Raw genomic sequence first — 18,168 nt, forward strand, 5'->3', positions numbered from 1 at the left:
GTCATTCGATGATTCGGTACCGCCGCGCCATTTCGATGACGTCGCGGATGTTGGCCAGGCCAAGCTTGTCCATGACGTTGCGCTTGTGGGCGCTGACGGTCTTGTTGCTGATCTCCATGTGCCGCGCGATGTCGACGTTGGACATGCCTAGAGCGAGACACCGGAACACCTCGAACTCGCGTCGTCCCAGATCGTTGAGCGGCCCTTGCGATCCATTCGACACGACACCGGATGCGGCCGTCATGACGCTGCGGGCGAAGTAGATCTTGCCGCGCACGATGAGCTGAGCGGCAGCCACGACATCCTCCATCGGTGCGCTCTTGTGGATGAACCCGTCCGCGCCTGCGCGGAACGCCCTGACGCCGCTCACGATCTCCTCGCCGGCGGAGATCATCAGGATAGCCATCGGCTTCCCTCCCTCGCGCAACCGGCTGATCACTTCCGTGCCGCCCAGCTGGGGCAGGTCCAGGTCGATCACTAGCAGATCCGGATGGAGCTCGGTGGCGACGGAGAGCGCCGTCTGCCCGTTGGTGCACTCGGCCAGCACCTTGAACTCCCCGGTGCGCTCGAGCATGGTGCGGATCGCGCCGTTGACCATGGGGTGGTCATCGACGATGACAGCGGTGAACATTGAACGGATCCCTGTGATGATTTGCCACGTGCATCTGCGGTGCACGGCATGCTGGCCGGCACGACCACGCGGGCTGTCAGTAACCGACTTCGGACGCGTAGGCGTAGATTTCCATATCCGAACGGAGGCCGAGCTTCTTCATGGCATCGGTCTTCTGCTTGCTGACCGTCTTCACGCTGCGATCAAGCTTACGCGCGATCTCGGTCACGCTCATGCCGGCGACCAGCATGCGGATCACCTCACTCTCGCGATCGGTCAGGCGGCTGACCGAATGGGAACCGAAACGAGCCAGACGCCCCTCGAACGTAGCGCTGACGAATACATGCCCCATCGCAGCCAGCCTTACAGCCGTGTGGATCTCGGCCATCGCCGTACCCTTGTCCACGATCGCTTTGACACCGGCCGTCAACAGGGCCTGGAGCAAGCCGACGTTGCGCAACATGGTCAGCACGACGATAGGCATGCATGGACGTAGCGAGCGTAACTTCTCAATGAGGCGGATGCCGTCGGGCGAGGCGTCGCTGGGCATGATGTAGTCGGTCACAACCGCGTCGCATTCCACGCGGTCCAGCAAAGACAGCAATTCGACAGGACATGAAGCTTCGCCGACCACCTGGATGTCACTACTGCCGAGTACGGCCATGACACCTTTGCGGATGATGGGATGGTCATCCGCGAGAATGATGCGAATAGCCGAATCATTTTTCGTACTCACTAAATACTCTCCTTGGCGTGAACGCCATTGATAATGGGCTGGCGGCAAACCGCCACCACTGATCGATGGTGGATTGGCAGCTTCACGCATGGCTGCCGTGCGCATGCACGATCAAACTTCTAAAGCCGTGCTTGATACTTTTCTATGCGAGCCATCCGAAACCCAATTCGTATCAGTAGCAAGAGCGATGCATTCGCTGGCGTAAAGCGACGACGAACTCCTCCAGATAAGCTCCGAGTTCTTCCGCCTTACGGATCACATCCGGAGCGCTTTCGCCAAGCTCTACGGACATCGCCAATCCAGCCAGGCACTCGGCCCCGAAGAACGAGCCAATGCCGCTGAGCGAATGCGCGACCTCGCGGATGCGCGCGACGTCCGACTCGCCCATATGCTTTTTCAATCTTCTCTGCTCGTTACACAACAGGCGCAGGTAATCGTCGATTGAACTAACGTCACCTTCGAAAACAACGTGCAGGCGTTCGACTACTTGGCTCGCGTCAGACGCCGTCTGGTTCGGGATGTCGACTCGGTCGACTTTGCACCCGACCTCGGCACGAGTCGCAATCCACTTGGCGAGCACGTCCGAAAGCGACTGCAGGCTTGTCGGTTTGCAGATCGCCTCGTCGATGCCAATATCGCTGAAGGCTTCCCCTTCGTCTTCGGGAAGGTTGGCGGTGAGCAGAACGATGGGCATGCGATCCGCGCCTTCCGCAGACCGTACCCGCCGAACCAGCTCCAGGCCATCCATCTTCGGCATGTAGCGATCGGTAATGAGCAGTGCATAATCGCGCTGCGCTAGCGCCTGGAGCGCACTTTCGCCGTCACTGACCAGATCGCAGGGCCAACCCAGTGCCGCGAGCTGGCGCCCGATGACTTCGCGAACCAGCTCGTGATCCTCAGCGACAAGAATGGTGGCTAGGCCGGAGGTTAGATCGAATCCGGGGACATCTCTGTTCTTCGGCGATGGTGCGTCGGTTAGCACGTCGGCCGCACGCGCGAAGCATCCACGCACGACGAACCGAGGCGCCGTCCATCCGCAGCCCTGCTCCTGTAAAGCGAACCCCATCCATTCGCACAACTTGCAAGCCGCGATCCAGGCCAGTTCGTCCGCCCTGCACCCATCGCCGGCAAACGGAGAGACCGGTTCGGAAGGGTCTTTGTCCCGCAGCACTTCCAGGATGAACTCCACAGACTGCCATCGCGTGCCTTCTGCCAATACGCGAACCTCGAAGCGCCAAGGCTTGCCGAGCTTGCGCGAGATTGCATGAGTCACGAGCTTGGTCAGCACCTGGCGCAAGCAGGCCGCGTCCCCGAGCAGGCGTTGCGCCAGCCGGTCATCCAGCACTTTCTCGATATCTGCCCTATCGTCCAGCGCTGCCAGCGCGGTCACAATGACTTCGCGCGGATTGAAAGGCTGGTGCTCACGCGGGGTTGCGCCCGCTTCCAGCCTCGCGAGGAACAGCACGTCGTCCAGGATGCCTTGCAAGGCCCTGGATGCCCCCTCGGCATTGCGCAGCAGTTCGCGCTGCTTGGTGGTCAGTTCCGAATACTCGAGCAATTCCAGCGCGCCCAGAATGCCGGTCAGCGGAGTCCGCACGTCATGATTGATCGCCGATAACAGCGCATAATCCATCAGCCCTTCGCTATAGCGTCCCGACTGACTGGGGCCCGATGAACCGGCTTCGCCATCGTCGTCGGTCAGGATCCCCACCCAGGCGGCCCCATCCTCGCGGGGCTCCAGCGTCGCTGTTCGAAACCTGTACTCACGCCCGGGTTGCTGAGCATCCGCAACGGCGGAACGTGGGTCCCTGCTGCGAAAGCCTCCACCCTCGTTGGGCAAACTTCCTTCAGCGGCATCGGCTGCCTGCTCTCCATCGCGATCGAGCGAGGCATCCTGGACTTCGCCGAAAGCTTCTTCGTACGCCCGGTTGACGGCAACGTATTCACCTCGGGCATCCTTGCAGAACATCGGGCAAGGCATGGCCTGGAAGATGGCCTCGTAGATATCGCCGGATGCCGATGGCGCCCGCCGCATATCCTGGTAGCGCTTGTAGGCCAGCCACGTCGTGGCGATCAGTCCCAGCAAAGCGCCGCCCCAGGCGGGATGTATCGACCAGGCGGCCGACACATCGGTCAGTTCCGCCGAGAGCGGAGGACGGTTGATATCTTCGGGAAGTTTTCCGACAAAGCCGAGCACCAGAGCTCGCACGATCGGCACTTCTGACTTCACGCCTTCCAGCGGCGCAGAACCGGCTCCCCTCGCCGAGCCCAGCCAAGATGGCCTCGCTGCAGACCGTTGGCGTCGCGACCTCAAGCCATTCGCCAGCCACGCAACTACCTTAATCCCCAAACTCCTGAGGCGCATACCACACCCTCCCTCTTGTGCTCCTGGATGCTTCGCCGACGGGAGAAGCCGTTTGATGAAGCAGGCGCTTTCCGGTGCTGCCGGGTAGTTCCGGGAGGACCACCCCATGAGTGCCGCGCCTACGCTTAGCCAGATTCCGTTGCAGGCGCATTCTGAAACGGACCGCACCGCACAAGGCATTGGGATTGCTCCCAAAACGTTCGCGGGCTGCGTAACCCCATGAATTGGTCGAGAAAATGCGCTCGGGAGGATGCTGCTTGCACCCCTAACGGCCATTACGTAGAATTTGCGGCTCGCTGCCGGAATAGCTCAGTTGGTAGAGCGGCGCATTCGTAATGCGTAGGTCGCAGGTTCGACTCCTGTTTCCGGCACCAGCTTATTGAAAACAGCGCATTACACCTCGGCGGTGTGATGCGCTGTTTTGCTTTGGGGCACATGTTTCGCGGCCGGGTCAGGCGCGGCCAAACGGCAGACAAGTACGTCTAGCCATAGCTGCGTACAGGATGGCTCTGATAGCAGCAGAAGTCCGGCAGATTTTCGAAAGCCAGCTCGCCTTGCTGGGAATACGTTTTCCCTACAGGAAGCTGAAAGGCAGCTCGCATTCCCTCGCCAAATGCACCGCTGTAGCCGTGACCGCTGTAACCCCAGCTACGCGACATCCGTAGACGGCTATGCGCGACGTAGCGTTGCCGCGCGCGGGCGAAATAACCCGTATGTGATCGAGGAAATGCCCGGCCGCGTCAGAGGCTGGCCGAAGAACCGCCCGCGTCCGCCACCAAACGAAGCTCCTTCGGCAAGGCGAACGTGATGGTCTCGGCCTCACCGTCCAATTCGCGGACGTCGCCCGCCCCCCATGACTGCAGTCGCGCGATGACATCACGCACCAGTTTCTCCGGCGCGGAGGCCCCCGCCGTAAGCCCGATACGCCGCACGCCGTTCAACCATTCGCGCTGTATATGCTCGGCGCCGTCGATCAGGAACGAACGCACGCCCTGCTTTTCCGCCAGCTCACGCAAACGGTTAGAGTTCGAACTGTTCACCGAGCCGACCACCAGTACCAGATCGACCGCATCGGCCAGACGGCGAACCGCATCCTGGCGGTTCTGAGTGGCGTAGCAGATGTCGTCCTTGCGCGGACCTTCGATGTCGGGGAACTTCTCGCGCAAGGCGGCGATGATTGCCTTCGTGTCGTCCACCGACAACGTCGTCTGCGTGACGTATGACAGCGCGTGCGGAAACTTGGGCTGGAGCTTCGCCACGCACTCCACCGACTCGACCAGCAGAATCTCGCCGTCGTTGGCCGGGTTCCACTGCCCCATCGTGCCCTCGACCTCGGGATGCCCCTCGTGGCCGATCAACACCACGCTGCGCCCCGTACGCCCCAGGCGCGCGACTTCCATATGCACCTTGGTGACCAGCGGGCAGGTCGCGTCGAACACCTTCAAGCCGCGCCGGTCCGCTTCTTCGCGCACCGCCTTCGAGACACCATGGGCGCTGAAGATGACCGTGGCGCCGTCGGGCACTTCCTCGAGCTCCTCGACGAACACGGCCCCACCGGCGCGCAGCTTTTCCACCACATAGCGGTTGTGCACCACTTCATGCCGCACGTAGATGGGTGCCCCGTACGATTCGAGCGCACGCTCGACGATGGCGATGGCGCGATCCACGCCGGCGCAGAATCCGCGGGGGTTGGCGAGAAGAATGTCCAAGGAAAGCCTCGACTGTCGGCAAGATCATCGGACGCCCGGATACCTGGGCGCCGAGGGCGGGATTATCTCACGCCCCCGTCCGGCTTGCCGGTGAACAGGCCGAAGACGATCAGCATCACTGCTCCGACCGTAATGCCGCAGTCGGCTACGTTGAATACCGGGAAGTACCAATCCTTGTGGTAAACCTGGATGAAGTCGGTCACCTGGGCCGCATGCAGGCGGTCGATGAGATTGCCCAGCGCGCCGCCGACGATCAGCCCCAGGGGCAGCGCCGTGCGCCAATCGCCCCGCTCGGTGCGTCGGAGCCACACCAGCAATGCCGCGCTGATGGCAATGGCCAACCCGACGAAGAACCAACGCTGCCAGCCGGCGCTGTCCGCGAGGAAACTGAAAGCCGCGCCGGTGTTGAAGGCCAGCGTCCAGTTGAGGAAGCCCGGGATGATCGGGTGCGGGGTGCCGGCCGGCTGAAGCGCCGACAGCGCCCACCACTTGGTCGCCTGATCCAGCCCGATGACCAGGGCGGACAGCCACAGCCAGGGCAATGCGTTGGGTTTATTGCTCATGCGTATTCTGCTGACGGCGGAAGAACAGCGGCCGGCTCGCGCCGGCCGCCAAGATCAGAACCAACGGCGGTCTTCGCCCGGCCCGTCGACGTTGCTCACGCAACGTCCGCACAGTTCCGGATGCCGCAGGTGCTGGCCGACGTCGTCGCGGCGGTGCCAGCAACGTACGCATTTGGCCGCATCGCTGACGGTGGCCGACACCCATACGTCCGCCCCCTCCAGCTCCGACAACACGGCCGTGTCCGGCTGCCCGCCGGCAACGTCCAGACGCACGTCGGACGTAATGAAGAAGAACCGCAGTTCGTCCGCGGCCGGCGCGTAGCGGGCCACCAAGGCCGGATCGGCATGGATCGCCAGCTTGGCCTCCAGGGAGGCACCGATCTGCTCGGCCTTGCGCATGCCCTCGAGCACACGCGACGCGGTATCGCGGATCGCCAGCAGGTCGGACCAGTAGCGCCGCTGTTCCGGCGAGCCCTGCGTAGCCTCGAGGCCGTCGTACCAGGTCTCGAACAGCACGCTTTCGGCGCGCTCGCCCGGCAGGGCCTTCCAGATTTCCTCCGCCGTAAAGCTGAGCACCGGCGCCAGCCAGCGCACCAGAGCTTCCGCGATGCGGAACATCGCGCTCTGCGCGCTGCGCCGGCCGCGGCTGTCGGTCGGCATGGTGTAGAGGCGGTCCTTGGTGATGTCCAGGTACAGCGCACCCAGCTCATTGGTGCAGAAGTTCTGCACGCGCTGGACGATCTCCGGGAAATCGTAGCGGTCGTACGCGGCCGCTACCGCCTGCTGCACATCAAAGGCCTGCTGCACCGCCCACTGGTCCAGCAACAGGCAATCTTCCACCGGCAGCAAGTGTCTCGCCGGGTCGAAGCCGTCCAGGTTGCCCAGCAGGAAGCGCGCCGTGTTGCGGATGCGGCGATACATGTCGGAGACGCGTTTGAGGATCTCGTCCGACAGCGACATCTCGTTGCGGTAATCGGTAGAACAGATCCACAGGCGCAGGATGTCCGCGCCCAGGTTCTTCATGATGTCCTGCGGCTCGATGCCGTTGCCCAGCGACTTGGACATCTTGCGACCCTGCGCGTCTACGGTGAAGCCGTGCGTGAGCACGTCGTCGTAGGGCGCGCGGCCGTGGATGGCGGCGGAGGTGAGCAGCGAGGAATGGAACCAGCCGCGATGTTGATCCGAGCCTTCCAGATACATCACCTTGTACGAAGCGGCATCTCCCTGCTGAAGCTCGGGACGCTGGCCGACCACGGCGAAGTGCGTGACGCCCGAGTCGAACCAGACGTCCAGCACGTCGTTGACCTTCTCGTAGTCCTTGGCCTCGTCGCCCAGCAGTTCGGCTGGATCCAGCGCATACCAAGCGTCGATGCTGCCCTGCTCCACCCGCCTGGCGACCTGCTCCAACAGTTCGACCGACTTCGGATGCGGCTCCTTGGTGGCCTTGTGCACGAACAGCGCAATCGGCACACCCCAGGTGCGCTGGCGCGAGATGCACCAGTCCGGGCGATCGCCGATCATGCCGGCGATGCGCTCCTCGCCCCACGCCGGCACCCAGCGCACCTGGCGGATGGAGTCCATCGCCGCCTTGCGCAGGCCGGCCTGCTCCATGCTGATGAACCATTGCGGCGTAGCGCGGAAGATCACCGGCGTCTTGTGGCGCCAGCAATGCGGATAGCTGTGCTCGATCTTGTGGTGAGCCAGCAGCACGCCGCGGCCACGCAGCACCTCTACGATGGCGTCGTTCGCCTTCCACAGGTGCGCGCCGGCGAGTTGCAGGCCATCGGCCGGCGGCGTGTCCACGCGATAGGTGCCGCGCGGCTCGACGTAATTCAGCGTGTCGATGCCGTACTTGCGGGAAACGACGAAGTCTTCCACGCCGTGGTCCGGCGAGGTGTGCACCGCACCCGTGCCGTCTTCGGCCGACACGTGCTCGCCCAGCAGCACCGGGATGCGCCGCTCATAGAACGGATGGCGCAGCAGCACGCCTTCCAGCGCCTGCCCGGCGATGCGCCCCAGGACCACGGGGTGCTCGACGCCGTAGCGATGCAGAGCCTTCTCCACCAATGCGGAAGCCACGACCAACAGCACGCGGCGCCCGTCGCGCGACGGACCTTCGACCAGGGCGTACTCCAGCTCGGCGCCCATCGATACCGCCTGGCTTTCCGGCAGGGTCCACGGCGTGGTAGTCCAGATCGGAATGGCGACGATGGCATCGCCAGCGTCCACAGCGAACTTGGCCGCCAAGGCCTTGCCGTCGATGGCGTCATAAGCCACATCGATGGCCGGCGATACCTTGTCGGCGTATTCGATCTCGGCCTCCGCCAACGCCGAGCCACAGTCGAAGCACCAATAGACCGGCTTGAAGCCGCGCACCACGTGACCGTTGTCCACGATGCGGGCCAGGGCGCGCAGCATGTCGGCCTCGAACTTGAAATCCATGGTGCGATAGGGATGCTCCCAGTCGCCCAGTACGCCGAGACGCTTGAAGTCCGTGCGCTGCAGATCGATCTGCTGTTGCGCGTACTCGCGGCACTTCTGGCGGAAAGCCACGGCATCGAGCTTGTCGCCGGCCTTGCCGTGCTTCTTCTCCACTGCGATCTCGATCGGCAAGCCGTGGCAATCCCAGCCGGGCACGTATGGCGAGCGGTAGCCGGCCAACAGGCGCGACTTCACCACCACGTCCTTGAGCACCTTGTTCACCGCATGGCCGAGATGGATCGCACCGTTGGCGTACGGCGGGCCATCGTGCAGCACGAACACCTTGTCGCGGCCGGCCGTGCGCTCCTGGATCTGCGCATAGCGGCCGACCTTCTCCCACTCGGCAAGCCATTGCGGCTCGCGCTTGGGCAGGTCGCCGCGCATCGGGAAGTCCGTCTGCGGCAGGTTGATGGTGTTCTTGTAATCCTGGGTCATTGCTCGGATGCCATCGGGGTTGTCGGGCGCGGCCCTCGTGCCGTCGCCGTGGAATGTCTGGCCGGCGCGGATCGCGCGCCGGACGAAAGCCGGAACGTTAGCGGATTCCGGGCACTCATGCCTCGGCCAGGCGGGGGTTCATACCGAGCACTTCGCGCGCCATGCGGGCATCGCGGTGCATCTGCTCGGTGAGCGCATCCAGGCCATCGAATTTCTGCTCGTCGCGCAACTTGGCGACGAACTCCACCGCCATGCGCTGGCCGTAGAGGTCGCCCTCGAAATCGAACAGGTGCACTTCCAGCAGCGGCTGCGGCACCTGGTTCACCGTCGGGCGGATGCCCAGGCTGGCGACGCCAGGCCAGGCGCATTCGCCTTCGCCCAGCCCGACACGCACCGCGAAGATGCCGCGCACCGGCGGCACCCGATCACGGAGGTGGATGTTGGCCGTGGGAAAGCCCAGCTGCCGCCCGAGCTGGTTGCCGTATTCGACCTTGCCTTCGATGACGAAGGGGCGCCCCAGCAGAGGAGCAGCGCCGGCGAACTCGCCAGCCGCCAGCAACATGCGTACCCGGGTGGCCGACACCCGCGCGCCATCGAGCAAGACCGGCGGCATCACGCAGGCGCTGAAGCCCAGCTGTTTCCCCATCGACTCCAGCAGCGCGACATCGCCCCCCCGCTTGTGGCCGAAACGAAAATCACCGCCCACCCACACTTCGCGAGTGCGCAGGCGCTCGACCAGCACGCGGCGAACGAAATCCTCGGCGGGCATGGACGTCAATTCGCGGTTGAACCGCAGGATCAGTGCCTGCCCCATCCCGGCCGCGTCGAAGCCCAGGAGCTTTTCGCGCACGCTGGAGAGCCGTGGCACCGGCTCCGTGGAAAAGAACGCGCGGGGCAAGGGTTCGAAGCTCACCACGACCGGCCGCAGTCCAAGCGCCTGGGCACGCTCGCGCACCTGCGCGAGCAGCGCCTGGTGCCCTCGATGCAGGCCGTCGAACGCGCCGACGGCCACCACGCTACCGCCGGGTGCCAGACAGGGGCCGGCGATATCCCTGGAAAGTCTTGTCATCGCGCGAGTATAGCCTCAGCCCGGCGCCTCGCGGCGGCGCATCAAACGCCGCGCAGTTCACGCAGACGGAAGCCCGCCGCAAACAGCGCCGCGAGGTAAGCGCCGCCACCCGCGCCGACCAGGGCAGCCAGGTGCCAGACCCGGGTCCATTTCGCAGCCTCGGTCCAGTCCGGCCAGACCCACAGCCCCGCGAGCAGCACGCCGATCATCACCGCACAGGCCAGCGCCAGCCGCCCCAGATGACGCATCCAGCCTGGCTGCCGCTGGTATACCCCCGCCTTGCGCAACCAATGCCACAGCAGGCCAAGGTTGATGTAGCTCGCCGCCGCGCTGGCAATACCCAGCGCCATGTGCAGGCCGGGCACCTTGGCCAGGCCATCGAGCAAGGCCCCTTGCTTGACCTCGGCCGGCGCCCACAGGGCGAAAAGCAAGGCCAGGAACAGTACGTTCAACACCATGTTGGCGATCAGCGAAGCCACGCCGGCACGAACCGGCGTACGGGTGTCCTGGCGGGCATAGAAGGCCGGCAGCACGACCTTCACGAGCGCGAAAGCCGGGAGGCCGAAGCTCAGCGCGGAAATGGAGAGGGTCGCCATGCGCGTATCGAATGGGGTGAAGCGCCCATGCTGGAACAGCGTGGCGACCAGCGGTTCGGCCAGCAGCATCAGCGCGAACATCGCCGGCACGGCGATCAGCAGGGTCGTGCGCAGGCCCCAGTCGAGCGCTTTGGAAAAGCCATCGCTGTCGGTGGCCACGTGATGGCGCGACAGCGACGGCAGGATCACCGTGCCCAGCGCCACGCCGAACACGCCCAGCGGCAGTTCCAGGAAGCGGTCGGCCTGCGACAGCCAGCTCTGCGAGCCGATGTACAGCAGCGAGGCGATCACCGTGTCCAGCAGCAGGTTGATCTGCGCCACCGAGGAGCCGAACAGCGTCGGCACCATCAGCTTCAGGATCCGCCGCACGTCCGGATGGCTCCAGCCCCAGCGCGGCAGCGCCAGCAGGTCCAGCTGCCGCAGCGCAGGCAACTGGAACAGCAGCTGCAGGATGCCCGCGACCAGGATCGCCCAGCCCATGGCCATGATCGGCGTATGCAGTCGCGGCGCCAGCCACAGCGCACCGGTGATCATGCAGAGATTGAGGATCACCGGCGTCAGCGCCGGCAGTCCGAAGCGGTGGAAGCTGTTGAGCGCGCCGCCGGCCAGGGCGGTCAGGGAAACGAATAGCAGGAAAGGAAAGGTCAGGCGCAGCAGGTCCACGGTCAGCGCGAACTTTTCCGGGGTTTCGATCGCGCCCGGCGAGAACAGCGTGGTGACCTGGGGCGCGAACATCACTCCCAATGCGGTAACCAGCAGCAGCACCCCGCCCAGGGTGCCGGAGACCCGCGACATCAGCGCCTTGAGCTCGTCGTGGCTGCGCTTCTCCTTCACCTCGGTGAAGACCGGCACGAAAGCAGTCGAGAACGACCCCTCAGCGAATAGCCGGCGCATGAAATTGGGGATGCGGAACGCCACCCAGAACGCGTCGGTGGCCGCATTGGCGCCGAAGGCCGCATTGATCGACATGTCCCGGACCAGCCCGAGGACGCGCGAGATCATGGTCATGCCGCTGAACGACAGCAGCCCTCGGAACATGCTGGGAGACTTCATGCGCGCGCCGATACCTTCTTGTTATGGGATGCACCGGCCGGCTCCGCGCCCCGTGCGGGCGCCGGCAAAGCGCGTAGTTTGACAGCCGGCGCGGGCGGGAAGACAGCGCGAAAGTGGCAAAATAGCGCCCTCGTTCACGGGAACGGCGGGCCCTGCCGTGCCTCCCGGCCCTGTCGGAGCCGTCCCGGCGCGCCTAAGCTGTTGACGCAACGGCTCATTAGCCGCATAATCACCGCCTTTTTCCAACCAACCCAAGCGATTCCGGAGTTCTACCTTGGCCAACATCAAGTCCGCGAAGAAGCGCGCGCGCCAGTCCGAGCAGCGCCGCCTGCGCAACATCAGCGCCCGCTCCATGGTGCGCACCGCCCTCAAGAAGGTCGTCAAGGCTATTGAGGCCAAGGACAAGGCTGGCGCCGTCGAAGCGTTCGCCGCTGCCCAGCCGGTGATGGATCGCTACGCCGCCCGCGGCCTGATCCACAAGAACAAGGCCGCTCGCCACAAGAGCCGCCTCAACGCGAAGATCCGCGAGCTGGCGTAAGCCAGCTTTCACGCGATTCGGGTTGGCGAAAGGGCCGGCGCAAGCCGGCCCTTTCGTTTTGCATGTTCGCTGGCCATTGGCGCCAGCCTCCCGGCTCGTACCCACATTCCCGTCAGCACTGAACCAAGAGGCGTCGTTTCTGGATTACGGGAAAACCGAAAGACCACCCTTCGGCTCTCTGCCCGTGCGGCGTCTCGTCGTCGCCCCCTACCTGCGCCGGAATGACGGTCGCGTCATCGTCTACGTCCACTAGGCCACCGCTTCGCGCGCCCGTTCCGGCAATGCCAGCCGCCGCTCGTCCGCGTCGTATTCGATCAGCAGTACGGCCGAATCGTGGCGCCCGTTGATGTCGACGAAGCACGCGCCGCCGATGAACGGTTCCAGCGTCATCACCGATTTCAGCGGCGTCGCCACCACCATCTGGAAACCGAAGTTCTCGAAGATGTTCATGGCCAGCGCGGTGAACTCGTTATCGGCCTTGTCGAACGCCTCGTCCAGCACCACCGGCGCATAGCGCGGCAGATGGCCATCATCGCCGCCGAGCTGGTAACGCAGCGCCGCGGCCAGGCAAGTAGTAGCCAGTTTCTGTCGCTGCCCGCCCGACTTGCCGGCGCCGCTGCGGTATACCTCGACCTGCCGCCGTGTATCCGCCTCCACTTCCACGCCGATGAACTCTACGTGCAGGCGCACGTCCAGCACTTGCTCGCGCCACCGGCGGTGTTCCGGATCCTGGGCACCCAGCCGCTCCACCAGTTGCCGAAGCACGGCGAACTGGGCTTCCGCGCGCTCGCGGTCGTCCGTCTGGTGCTGCATGAGCACGTCGCGCAGCTGAGCCTGGAAGTCGCGCACTTCCTGCAGACCGCGGTCGCTGACCTCGATCTGCAGCAAGGTGCCGCGATTGAAAGGCACTCGCTCCAGACTTTCGTTCACCTCTTCCATGCGCTGGCCGATCGATCGGCGCGCCTCTGACATGTGCTTCTGCAACACCAGCAGGTCTTGCTTGCTCTGGCTCTGCAACAGCTCGAAGAAGCGGGCCTCGTGCTTGGGCAGGCCGTCCAGCTCCAGGCGTCGCAGCCGGGCCAGGAAACCCTCGGCAGAGTCCAGCTGCGGGGTGAAGTCGGCGCTGTCCTGCGGCCAACGGCGACAGAAGGCCCGGAAACATTCCTCGATCGCCTGCACCAGGCGGTAATCGCGCTCGGCCTGTTCCTCGAGTACGTCATGCAGCGAACGTTCCAGCGCGCGGAACTGATGGTCGATGTTCTCCAGCGACAGCGCCGGCTGCGCCGGCAGCCGTGCCCCCAGACCCTCGACCTGCACGGGAGTCAGCGACGCCATGCCGGCGCGGGCTGCGCAGGCGTCTCTTTGTGCGTCCACGCTGCGTCGCTCCCGCTCCACCGCAATCCGCTCCGCGGCGGTCTCCTCGCAGGCCTTGGCAGCTCGTTGCCGCAGCGAACGCTCGGCGTCCAGCCGTTCCGTCAGCGCGTCCATGCCGGCGTCGCCTTCGCGCAACTGACGCAACTGCGCTTCGATGTCGGCCAGCCGCTGCAGCCGGGGCGCGACGTCAATCTCCTCCCATTCCATGCCGGCCAGCGCCGCGGCGGCCACCCGCAGGTCGCCTTCACGCTCGCGGCGCGCCTTCAGTTGCGCAAGCGCGTCGTTGGCTTGGGCCAGCGACTGAGCGAGCTCGACACCTTCCTTTTCGAACAACGCCAATTTGTCGCGATTGTCGAAACCCAGCACCCAGTGCCGCCGGTCATCCGCCGCGCGGCGATCGTCCTTCTCGTAGCGGTCCCCCGGGTGCTTGACCTGACCTTCGCGCGTGATCGCGCGATCGGCCTGCTTCAGTGCAGCGGCATTGTCCACACAGGTGTAATCGAAACGACGCGCGAGTTCAGCCTGCAACCAAGCTCGATGGACGTGATCCCGCACCTCCAGGCGATGTACCAGCGAACGAGCATCCGGCCGGCGCTGACCGAAGGCCTCCACGTGCCCGACGCGGTAGTACACCAGCTTGCCGCCCAGGTGGATCTTGTTCACCCAGGCGGCCACCTGCGCGTACTGGTGCTCATCCACCAGCAGGGAAAGCGCAAAGCCATGCAGGACACGCTCGATCGCGCCACGCCAGGCCACGAATTCGTCCTTCACCTGCAGCAGCTCGCCCACGAACGGCACTGCGTTCTCCGACCAGCCGAGCTCCTGGCAAAGGCGGGCACGCATGGCCTGTACAGGCGCTGGAATGTTGGAAGGGTGTTTCCTGAGCGCGTCGATTTCAGCGCGAACCATCGCGAACCGTTGCGCCGCCTGGCTGCTATCGCGCCTGAGCGCATCCATCTGCTCTTCAAGCGCGCCGGCCTGGCCGCGCGCACCGGTGATCAGCTCGCGAGCCTGCCCCGCCAGTTCGGCGAAGGCTCGTGCGGTAGCTGGCAGAGTCCAACCCAGCTCGCGGCAGGCTGCTTCCAGCTTGTTGCGGCGGCGCAGGCGCTCGTCGCGTTCGCGCGCCACCTGCTCACGCTCGCGCTCCAGCTGATCGACCACGTCGCCGCCCTGCTCACGACGCTGCCGCTCCATGTCGGCCAGCTTCTGATCGTGATTCTCCAGCAACTGCTTGCGCTGGATCAGCTCGCCCTCCAGCGCCTGTGCTTGCACCTCCAGTTCGGCCTGCCGGTCGTCCAGCAGAACCAGGCGACGCTGCTCGCGGAACAGGTCGATGCCTTGCTGCTGCTCGCGCAGCGCATTGGTCTCGCGCCGCAGGACCTGCAGTTCGTCATGACCCAGGCGCGCCGGCGTGAGTGTCTGCACCTGTTCTCGCGCGATGACCACCGCCTTGTGCGCCGCGTCCAGTTCCCCGAAGTCGGCGACCAGGCGATCCGCAGCGGCAAAGGTTTCCGGCTCCTCCAGCATGAAGCCGCGCAGAAAATGGTTCAGGTCCCCAAGGTTCTTCGCCGATTGCGTCTTGTGCAGCAGCTTCAGTGCGATGTCACTCTGGATGCCCAGCAGCCGCCGGAATCGTTCCGAGTAACCAGCGAAGGCGTCGAAGTGATGCACTTCCTCGCCAAGCTTGGCCTTGAGACGGCGGAGATCGAGATCGAATCCATCCAGATCCCTGGCGAGGTCGAAAGGGCGCTCCGCAACCATGTAGTGCTTGCGCACGTCGGCGGCGGACGAGCCGTTGCCGGCGATCCAGAACAGGCGGATCAGCGAGACCGTCGCGCCCAGCGCATTGCGGTATTCCAAGGCCAGCGCGGACCAGGTAGTGCCCTTGCGCAGATACTGAGTAGCGATTTCACCGGAATCGCTGTCGTGCTGGTCCGCCCAGGCACCACGTACGTAAGAAGCGAGATTGCGATCGCGGCCGCTGCGGTCCGCCTCGCGGGCCGCTGCGTTGAAGTCCACCAGACTCGGCGGCACCAGCAACGCGGACATCGCATCGAGCAGGGTCGACTTGCCTGAACCGGAGCGGCCCACGAAGAGAAAGCCCTTTTCGGCGATCGGAATGTCCACCAGGCCGCTGAAGGTTCCCCAGTTGAAGACCTGCAAGCGGCGCATGCGGAACTGCTCGTCGCGAGGATCGGGCAGGTCGGACAGGAACAGCGAGGGTGCGACCGTATGCGCAGGCTTCGTCTTCGGCGTCTTGGCGACGGGAAGCGGTGCGGCCGCCTCGACTACCGACGATACTTCCCTGCGGTGAGCGGCCGGATCCGCCGGAAGCTTGGGAGAGGCCACTACGTCGCTCTTCTTCGACCGGCCCGGCGACTTCACCTTCGTGACGGTTTCCTTGGATTCGCCCGGTTTGGACGCAGCGGCCTTAGAAAGTCCCGCCGAGGCCGACTTTGTGTCGCCCCTGCCCTTCTTGGCACTCTTTCGCGGCGCCTTCTCCTTACTGCTCATCCGTGCCCTCCCCGATCACCAACGTAGCGCCCCGCAGCTCCCGGTAGACCTGCGTAAGCGCCTGCACGTCCTCGGCGGAGAACAACAGCTTCAGCGTGGGAGAGACCTCGTAGCGCTCTTCGCTGCCGCGCAGGCGTTCCAGCACGTGGCTTTCCCTCATCTTGCCGATCGCCGCGGCGACCCGCTTGGCAAAGCCGGCGCGGTCGGTGGAGAAGTGCTTTTCGTAAACGGACAAGGCATCCACCAGCATGCCCTCCTCCACCACCGCGCGGCGGCCCTGCGCCTCGCCCTCCAGCAACTGCTGACGCAGATGCAGCAGCAGGACGGTGTCGATGAAAGTGAGCGGCAGCGACCGGAGCAGCACCGGCGTATCGAGCTCGCCCGTGTCCGCCTGGCGCGCGAACGCGACGCCGGCTTCGCGATCGACGACCAGCTCCAGGAACAGCTCGCAAAGCTGCGAACGCAGCGTTGCCTCGTAACGAAGCAATACCGGCCACAACACGGCATGGCGCGCGGCATCCACGCAGGGCCCGGCCAGCAGCTGACACAGCAAGCGGCGCACATCGAGCGGCAGCACCCCCGTGTCGCCGGCGAACAGCGCGCCTGCCTGGGATACCGGCTCAGGCGATGTCGCGATCGCTTCTTCCTCAAGCAAATTCATGGCGCTTCTCTTTCAGAAACCATACCAGCGGCACGCGCGCATGGCGCCACCGACCGTCACCGCCCTTCCAGGCCACTTCTTCCAACTCGCCTTCCGCGACGACGCCATGACGCGTCGCCAGCGACAGGTAACCGATGATGCTGCCCAGGCCCTGTTCGGCCGGACGAGCGGCGAGCACTTGGCTGATGGACAGCTGCTCCTGCACATCCAGCAACTCATAAAGATTGCGCCGCAGGCCGCGGAAATTGATCTCCGACTGAGCCACCAGCGCGCTGACGCTATCCAGTGAAATCGCCGCGCCGCCGGATAGGTCGATGCGGCCGTCGACCCGCGCGTGCCGCGGATCGTGCAGCCGCCATTGCGACAGCGAACGCAGGCGCGCACCAGTCAGCGGCAATTCGACCGGGACGCGGCGATGCGCGCCGACGTCATCGCGCAATTGCAGCGCCTCCGACTGCGCCTGCTTGAGCAGCTGGTTCAACCGACGCTGCTCCAAATAGCCGCGGCTTTGCACGAAACCGCGCAGGCTGCGTGCGAAATGCTGCATGACGTCATGCACGTGGCTGCCGCGCTCCAGCATCACGCGGGTGAATCCGCGCAGCAGCTGCCGCTCCTCCCGCTGCAAGCGGCGCGCGAAACCGCGCGAAAGCACGGTTTCCATGGCTGCATCCAACTGCGCGCTCTGCTCTACGTTATTGAGCAAGGCCCAGAACGCACTGAAACTGCGCCCTGCCTCGCTGCCGGCGATGACGTCCACGCCTTCGAACAAGCGATCGAGCAGATCGCCGCGCTGGCCTTCATCGTCGATGATGCGCTCGCGGAACTCGCGATTGAGCTGCTCGAAGTCCTCGCGCACGCGGCGGAAATCTTCGGCCAGATCGTCGGCGAGCTGGATGACTTCACGCGTGCGCTCGAGCGCGCGCTGGCCGCCCAAGACCTCGACCTTGCCGCTCTTCACACGTTCGATTTCCGCATCCAGGCGAGCACGCTCGGCGTAGAGCGTCTCCAGGCGCGCCGCGGGATCGCTCTCGGTCTGCTCGGCGAGTTGCACGAGCTGCTGGATCACCAGCGACAGGCGGCTTTCAGTAGCGGCATGGCGCGGAGCATGCAAGCCGGCGATGAAGCGCACGGCCTGAGCGGCCTGCGCGGAGAGCTCGTATTCCTCTTCGCTCGCACCGTCCGGCAATCGCCGCTCGAGATAACCCTGCGCCAACCAATAGGCCACGTAGGCTTGCGCGGTGCGCGGCAATTCGGTGGGCAGCTCGGAGGCCTTGATGGCCTCCAGCTGCTGCTGGAGGCGCTCGTGCAGCGCCGATGCCGGCAATCGGCGCTCGCCCTCCTGCAACAACGTCTGCAGCAGGCCGATCAGTTCCGGGGCGTGGTCGGCGGCCAGCAGCCGCCATAGAGCCTGTTCGCGCAACCGGCGGTAGCCGGCGATGCGGGCATGCAGCTTCATGCGTAGAT

At 64.9% G+C, this 18,168-nt stretch carries 11 protein-coding genes, 1 tRNA gene and 1 pseudogene; 2 read left to right on the forward strand and 11 right to left on the reverse strand.

The annotated features are described in order from the left end of the window. Nucleotide 1 precedes the first annotated feature (1 nt). From RKE25_RS15045 to RKE25_RS15055, 3 genes are all read right to left on the reverse strand, one after another. Nucleotides 2-631 (reverse strand): response regulator transcription factor, encoded by a 630-nt coding sequence (locus tag RKE25_RS15045; protein ID WP_311838911.1) that lies wholly within the window; start codon nucleotides 629-631, stop codon nucleotides 2-4. 76 nt (nucleotides 632-707) lie between these two features. Then, a complete protein-coding gene (locus RKE25_RS15050) occupies nucleotides 708-1,451 on the reverse strand; it encodes a response regulator transcription factor (protein ID WP_311838912.1) in 744 nt (247 codons plus the stop codon). Nucleotides 1,452-1,518: 67 nt separating this feature from the next. Beyond that, complete coding sequence (locus tag RKE25_RS15055) at nucleotides 1,519-3,576, reverse strand: response regulator (RefSeq protein WP_311838913.1); 2,058 nt, start codon at nucleotides 3,574-3,576, stop codon at nucleotides 1,519-1,521. A gap of 433 nt (nucleotides 3,577-4,009) precedes the next feature. Between RKE25_RS15055 and RKE25_RS15060 the strand changes: the two genes are divergently transcribed. Next, nucleotides 4,010-4,085, forward strand: a tRNA-Thr gene (locus RKE25_RS15060). Nucleotides 4,086-4,451: 366 nt separating this feature from the next. Here RKE25_RS15060 and ispH read toward each other — a convergent pair. From ispH to murJ, 5 genes are all read right to left on the reverse strand, one after another. After that, a complete protein-coding gene (gene ispH / locus RKE25_RS15065; RefSeq protein ID WP_311838914.1) occupies nucleotides 4,452-5,420 on the reverse strand; it encodes a 4-hydroxy-3-methylbut-2-enyl diphosphate reductase in 969 nt (322 codons plus the stop codon). A 62-nt stretch (nucleotides 5,421-5,482) separates the two neighbouring features. After that, nucleotides 5,483-5,983 (reverse strand): signal peptidase II, encoded by a 501-nt coding sequence (lspA, locus tag RKE25_RS15070; protein WP_311838915.1) that lies wholly within the window; start codon nucleotides 5,981-5,983, stop codon nucleotides 5,483-5,485. A 54-nt stretch (nucleotides 5,984-6,037) separates the two neighbouring features. After that, on the reverse strand, nucleotides 6,038-8,899 hold the full coding sequence (gene ileS, locus RKE25_RS15075; protein WP_311838916.1) for an isoleucine--tRNA ligase: 2,862 nt from the start codon (nucleotides 8,897-8,899) through the stop codon (nucleotides 6,038-6,040). Between the two features lie 115 nt (nucleotides 8,900-9,014). After that, nucleotides 9,015-9,968 carry a bifunctional riboflavin kinase/FAD synthetase gene (locus tag RKE25_RS15080; protein WP_311838917.1) on the reverse strand — a complete coding sequence of 318 codons (954 nt, stop codon included), beginning with the start codon at nucleotides 9,966-9,968 and terminating at the stop codon, nucleotides 9,015-9,017. A gap of 41 nt (nucleotides 9,969-10,009) precedes the next feature. Beyond that, on the reverse strand, nucleotides 10,010-11,602 hold the full coding sequence (murJ, locus tag RKE25_RS15085; RefSeq protein WP_311842403.1) for a murein biosynthesis integral membrane protein MurJ: 1,593 nt from the start codon (nucleotides 11,600-11,602) through the stop codon (nucleotides 10,010-10,012). A 289-nt stretch (nucleotides 11,603-11,891) separates the two neighbouring features. Here murJ and rpsT point away from each other — a divergent pair, with 289 nt between their 5' ends. Next, nucleotides 11,892-12,155 carry a 30S ribosomal protein S20 gene (gene rpsT, locus RKE25_RS15090; RefSeq protein WP_311838918.1) on the forward strand — a complete coding sequence of 88 codons (264 nt, stop codon included), beginning with the start codon at nucleotides 11,892-11,894 and terminating at the stop codon, nucleotides 12,153-12,155. 264 nt (nucleotides 12,156-12,419) lie between these two features. Here rpsT and RKE25_RS15095 read toward each other — a convergent pair. The 3 genes and pseudogenes from RKE25_RS15095 to RKE25_RS15105 form a co-directional block, all read right to left on the reverse strand. After that, nucleotides 12,420-16,043: pseudogene (locus tag RKE25_RS15095) on the reverse strand (SbcC/MukB-like Walker B domain-containing protein); the annotation flags it as partial. Beyond that, the gene (locus tag RKE25_RS15100) at nucleotides 16,033-16,704 is read right to left on the reverse strand and encodes a DUF4194 domain-containing protein (RefSeq protein WP_311838919.1); all 672 of its coding nucleotides are present in this window, start codon (nucleotides 16,702-16,704) and stop codon (nucleotides 16,033-16,035) included. The gene RKE25_RS15100 and the pseudogene RKE25_RS15095, both read right to left, overlap by 11 nt. Further along, the gene (locus RKE25_RS15105) at nucleotides 16,691-18,160 is read right to left on the reverse strand and encodes a DUF3375 domain-containing protein (RefSeq protein WP_311838920.1); all 1,470 of its coding nucleotides are present in this window, start codon (nucleotides 18,158-18,160) and stop codon (nucleotides 16,691-16,693) included. The genes RKE25_RS15100 and RKE25_RS15105 overlap by 14 nt, the downstream gene beginning before the upstream one ends. Nucleotides 18,161-18,168: the final 8 nt, after the last annotated feature.

It is taken from the genome of Dyella sp. BiH032 (assembly GCF_031954525.1).
Classification (GTDB): Bacteria; Pseudomonadota; Gammaproteobacteria; order Xanthomonadales; family Rhodanobacteraceae; genus Dyella_D.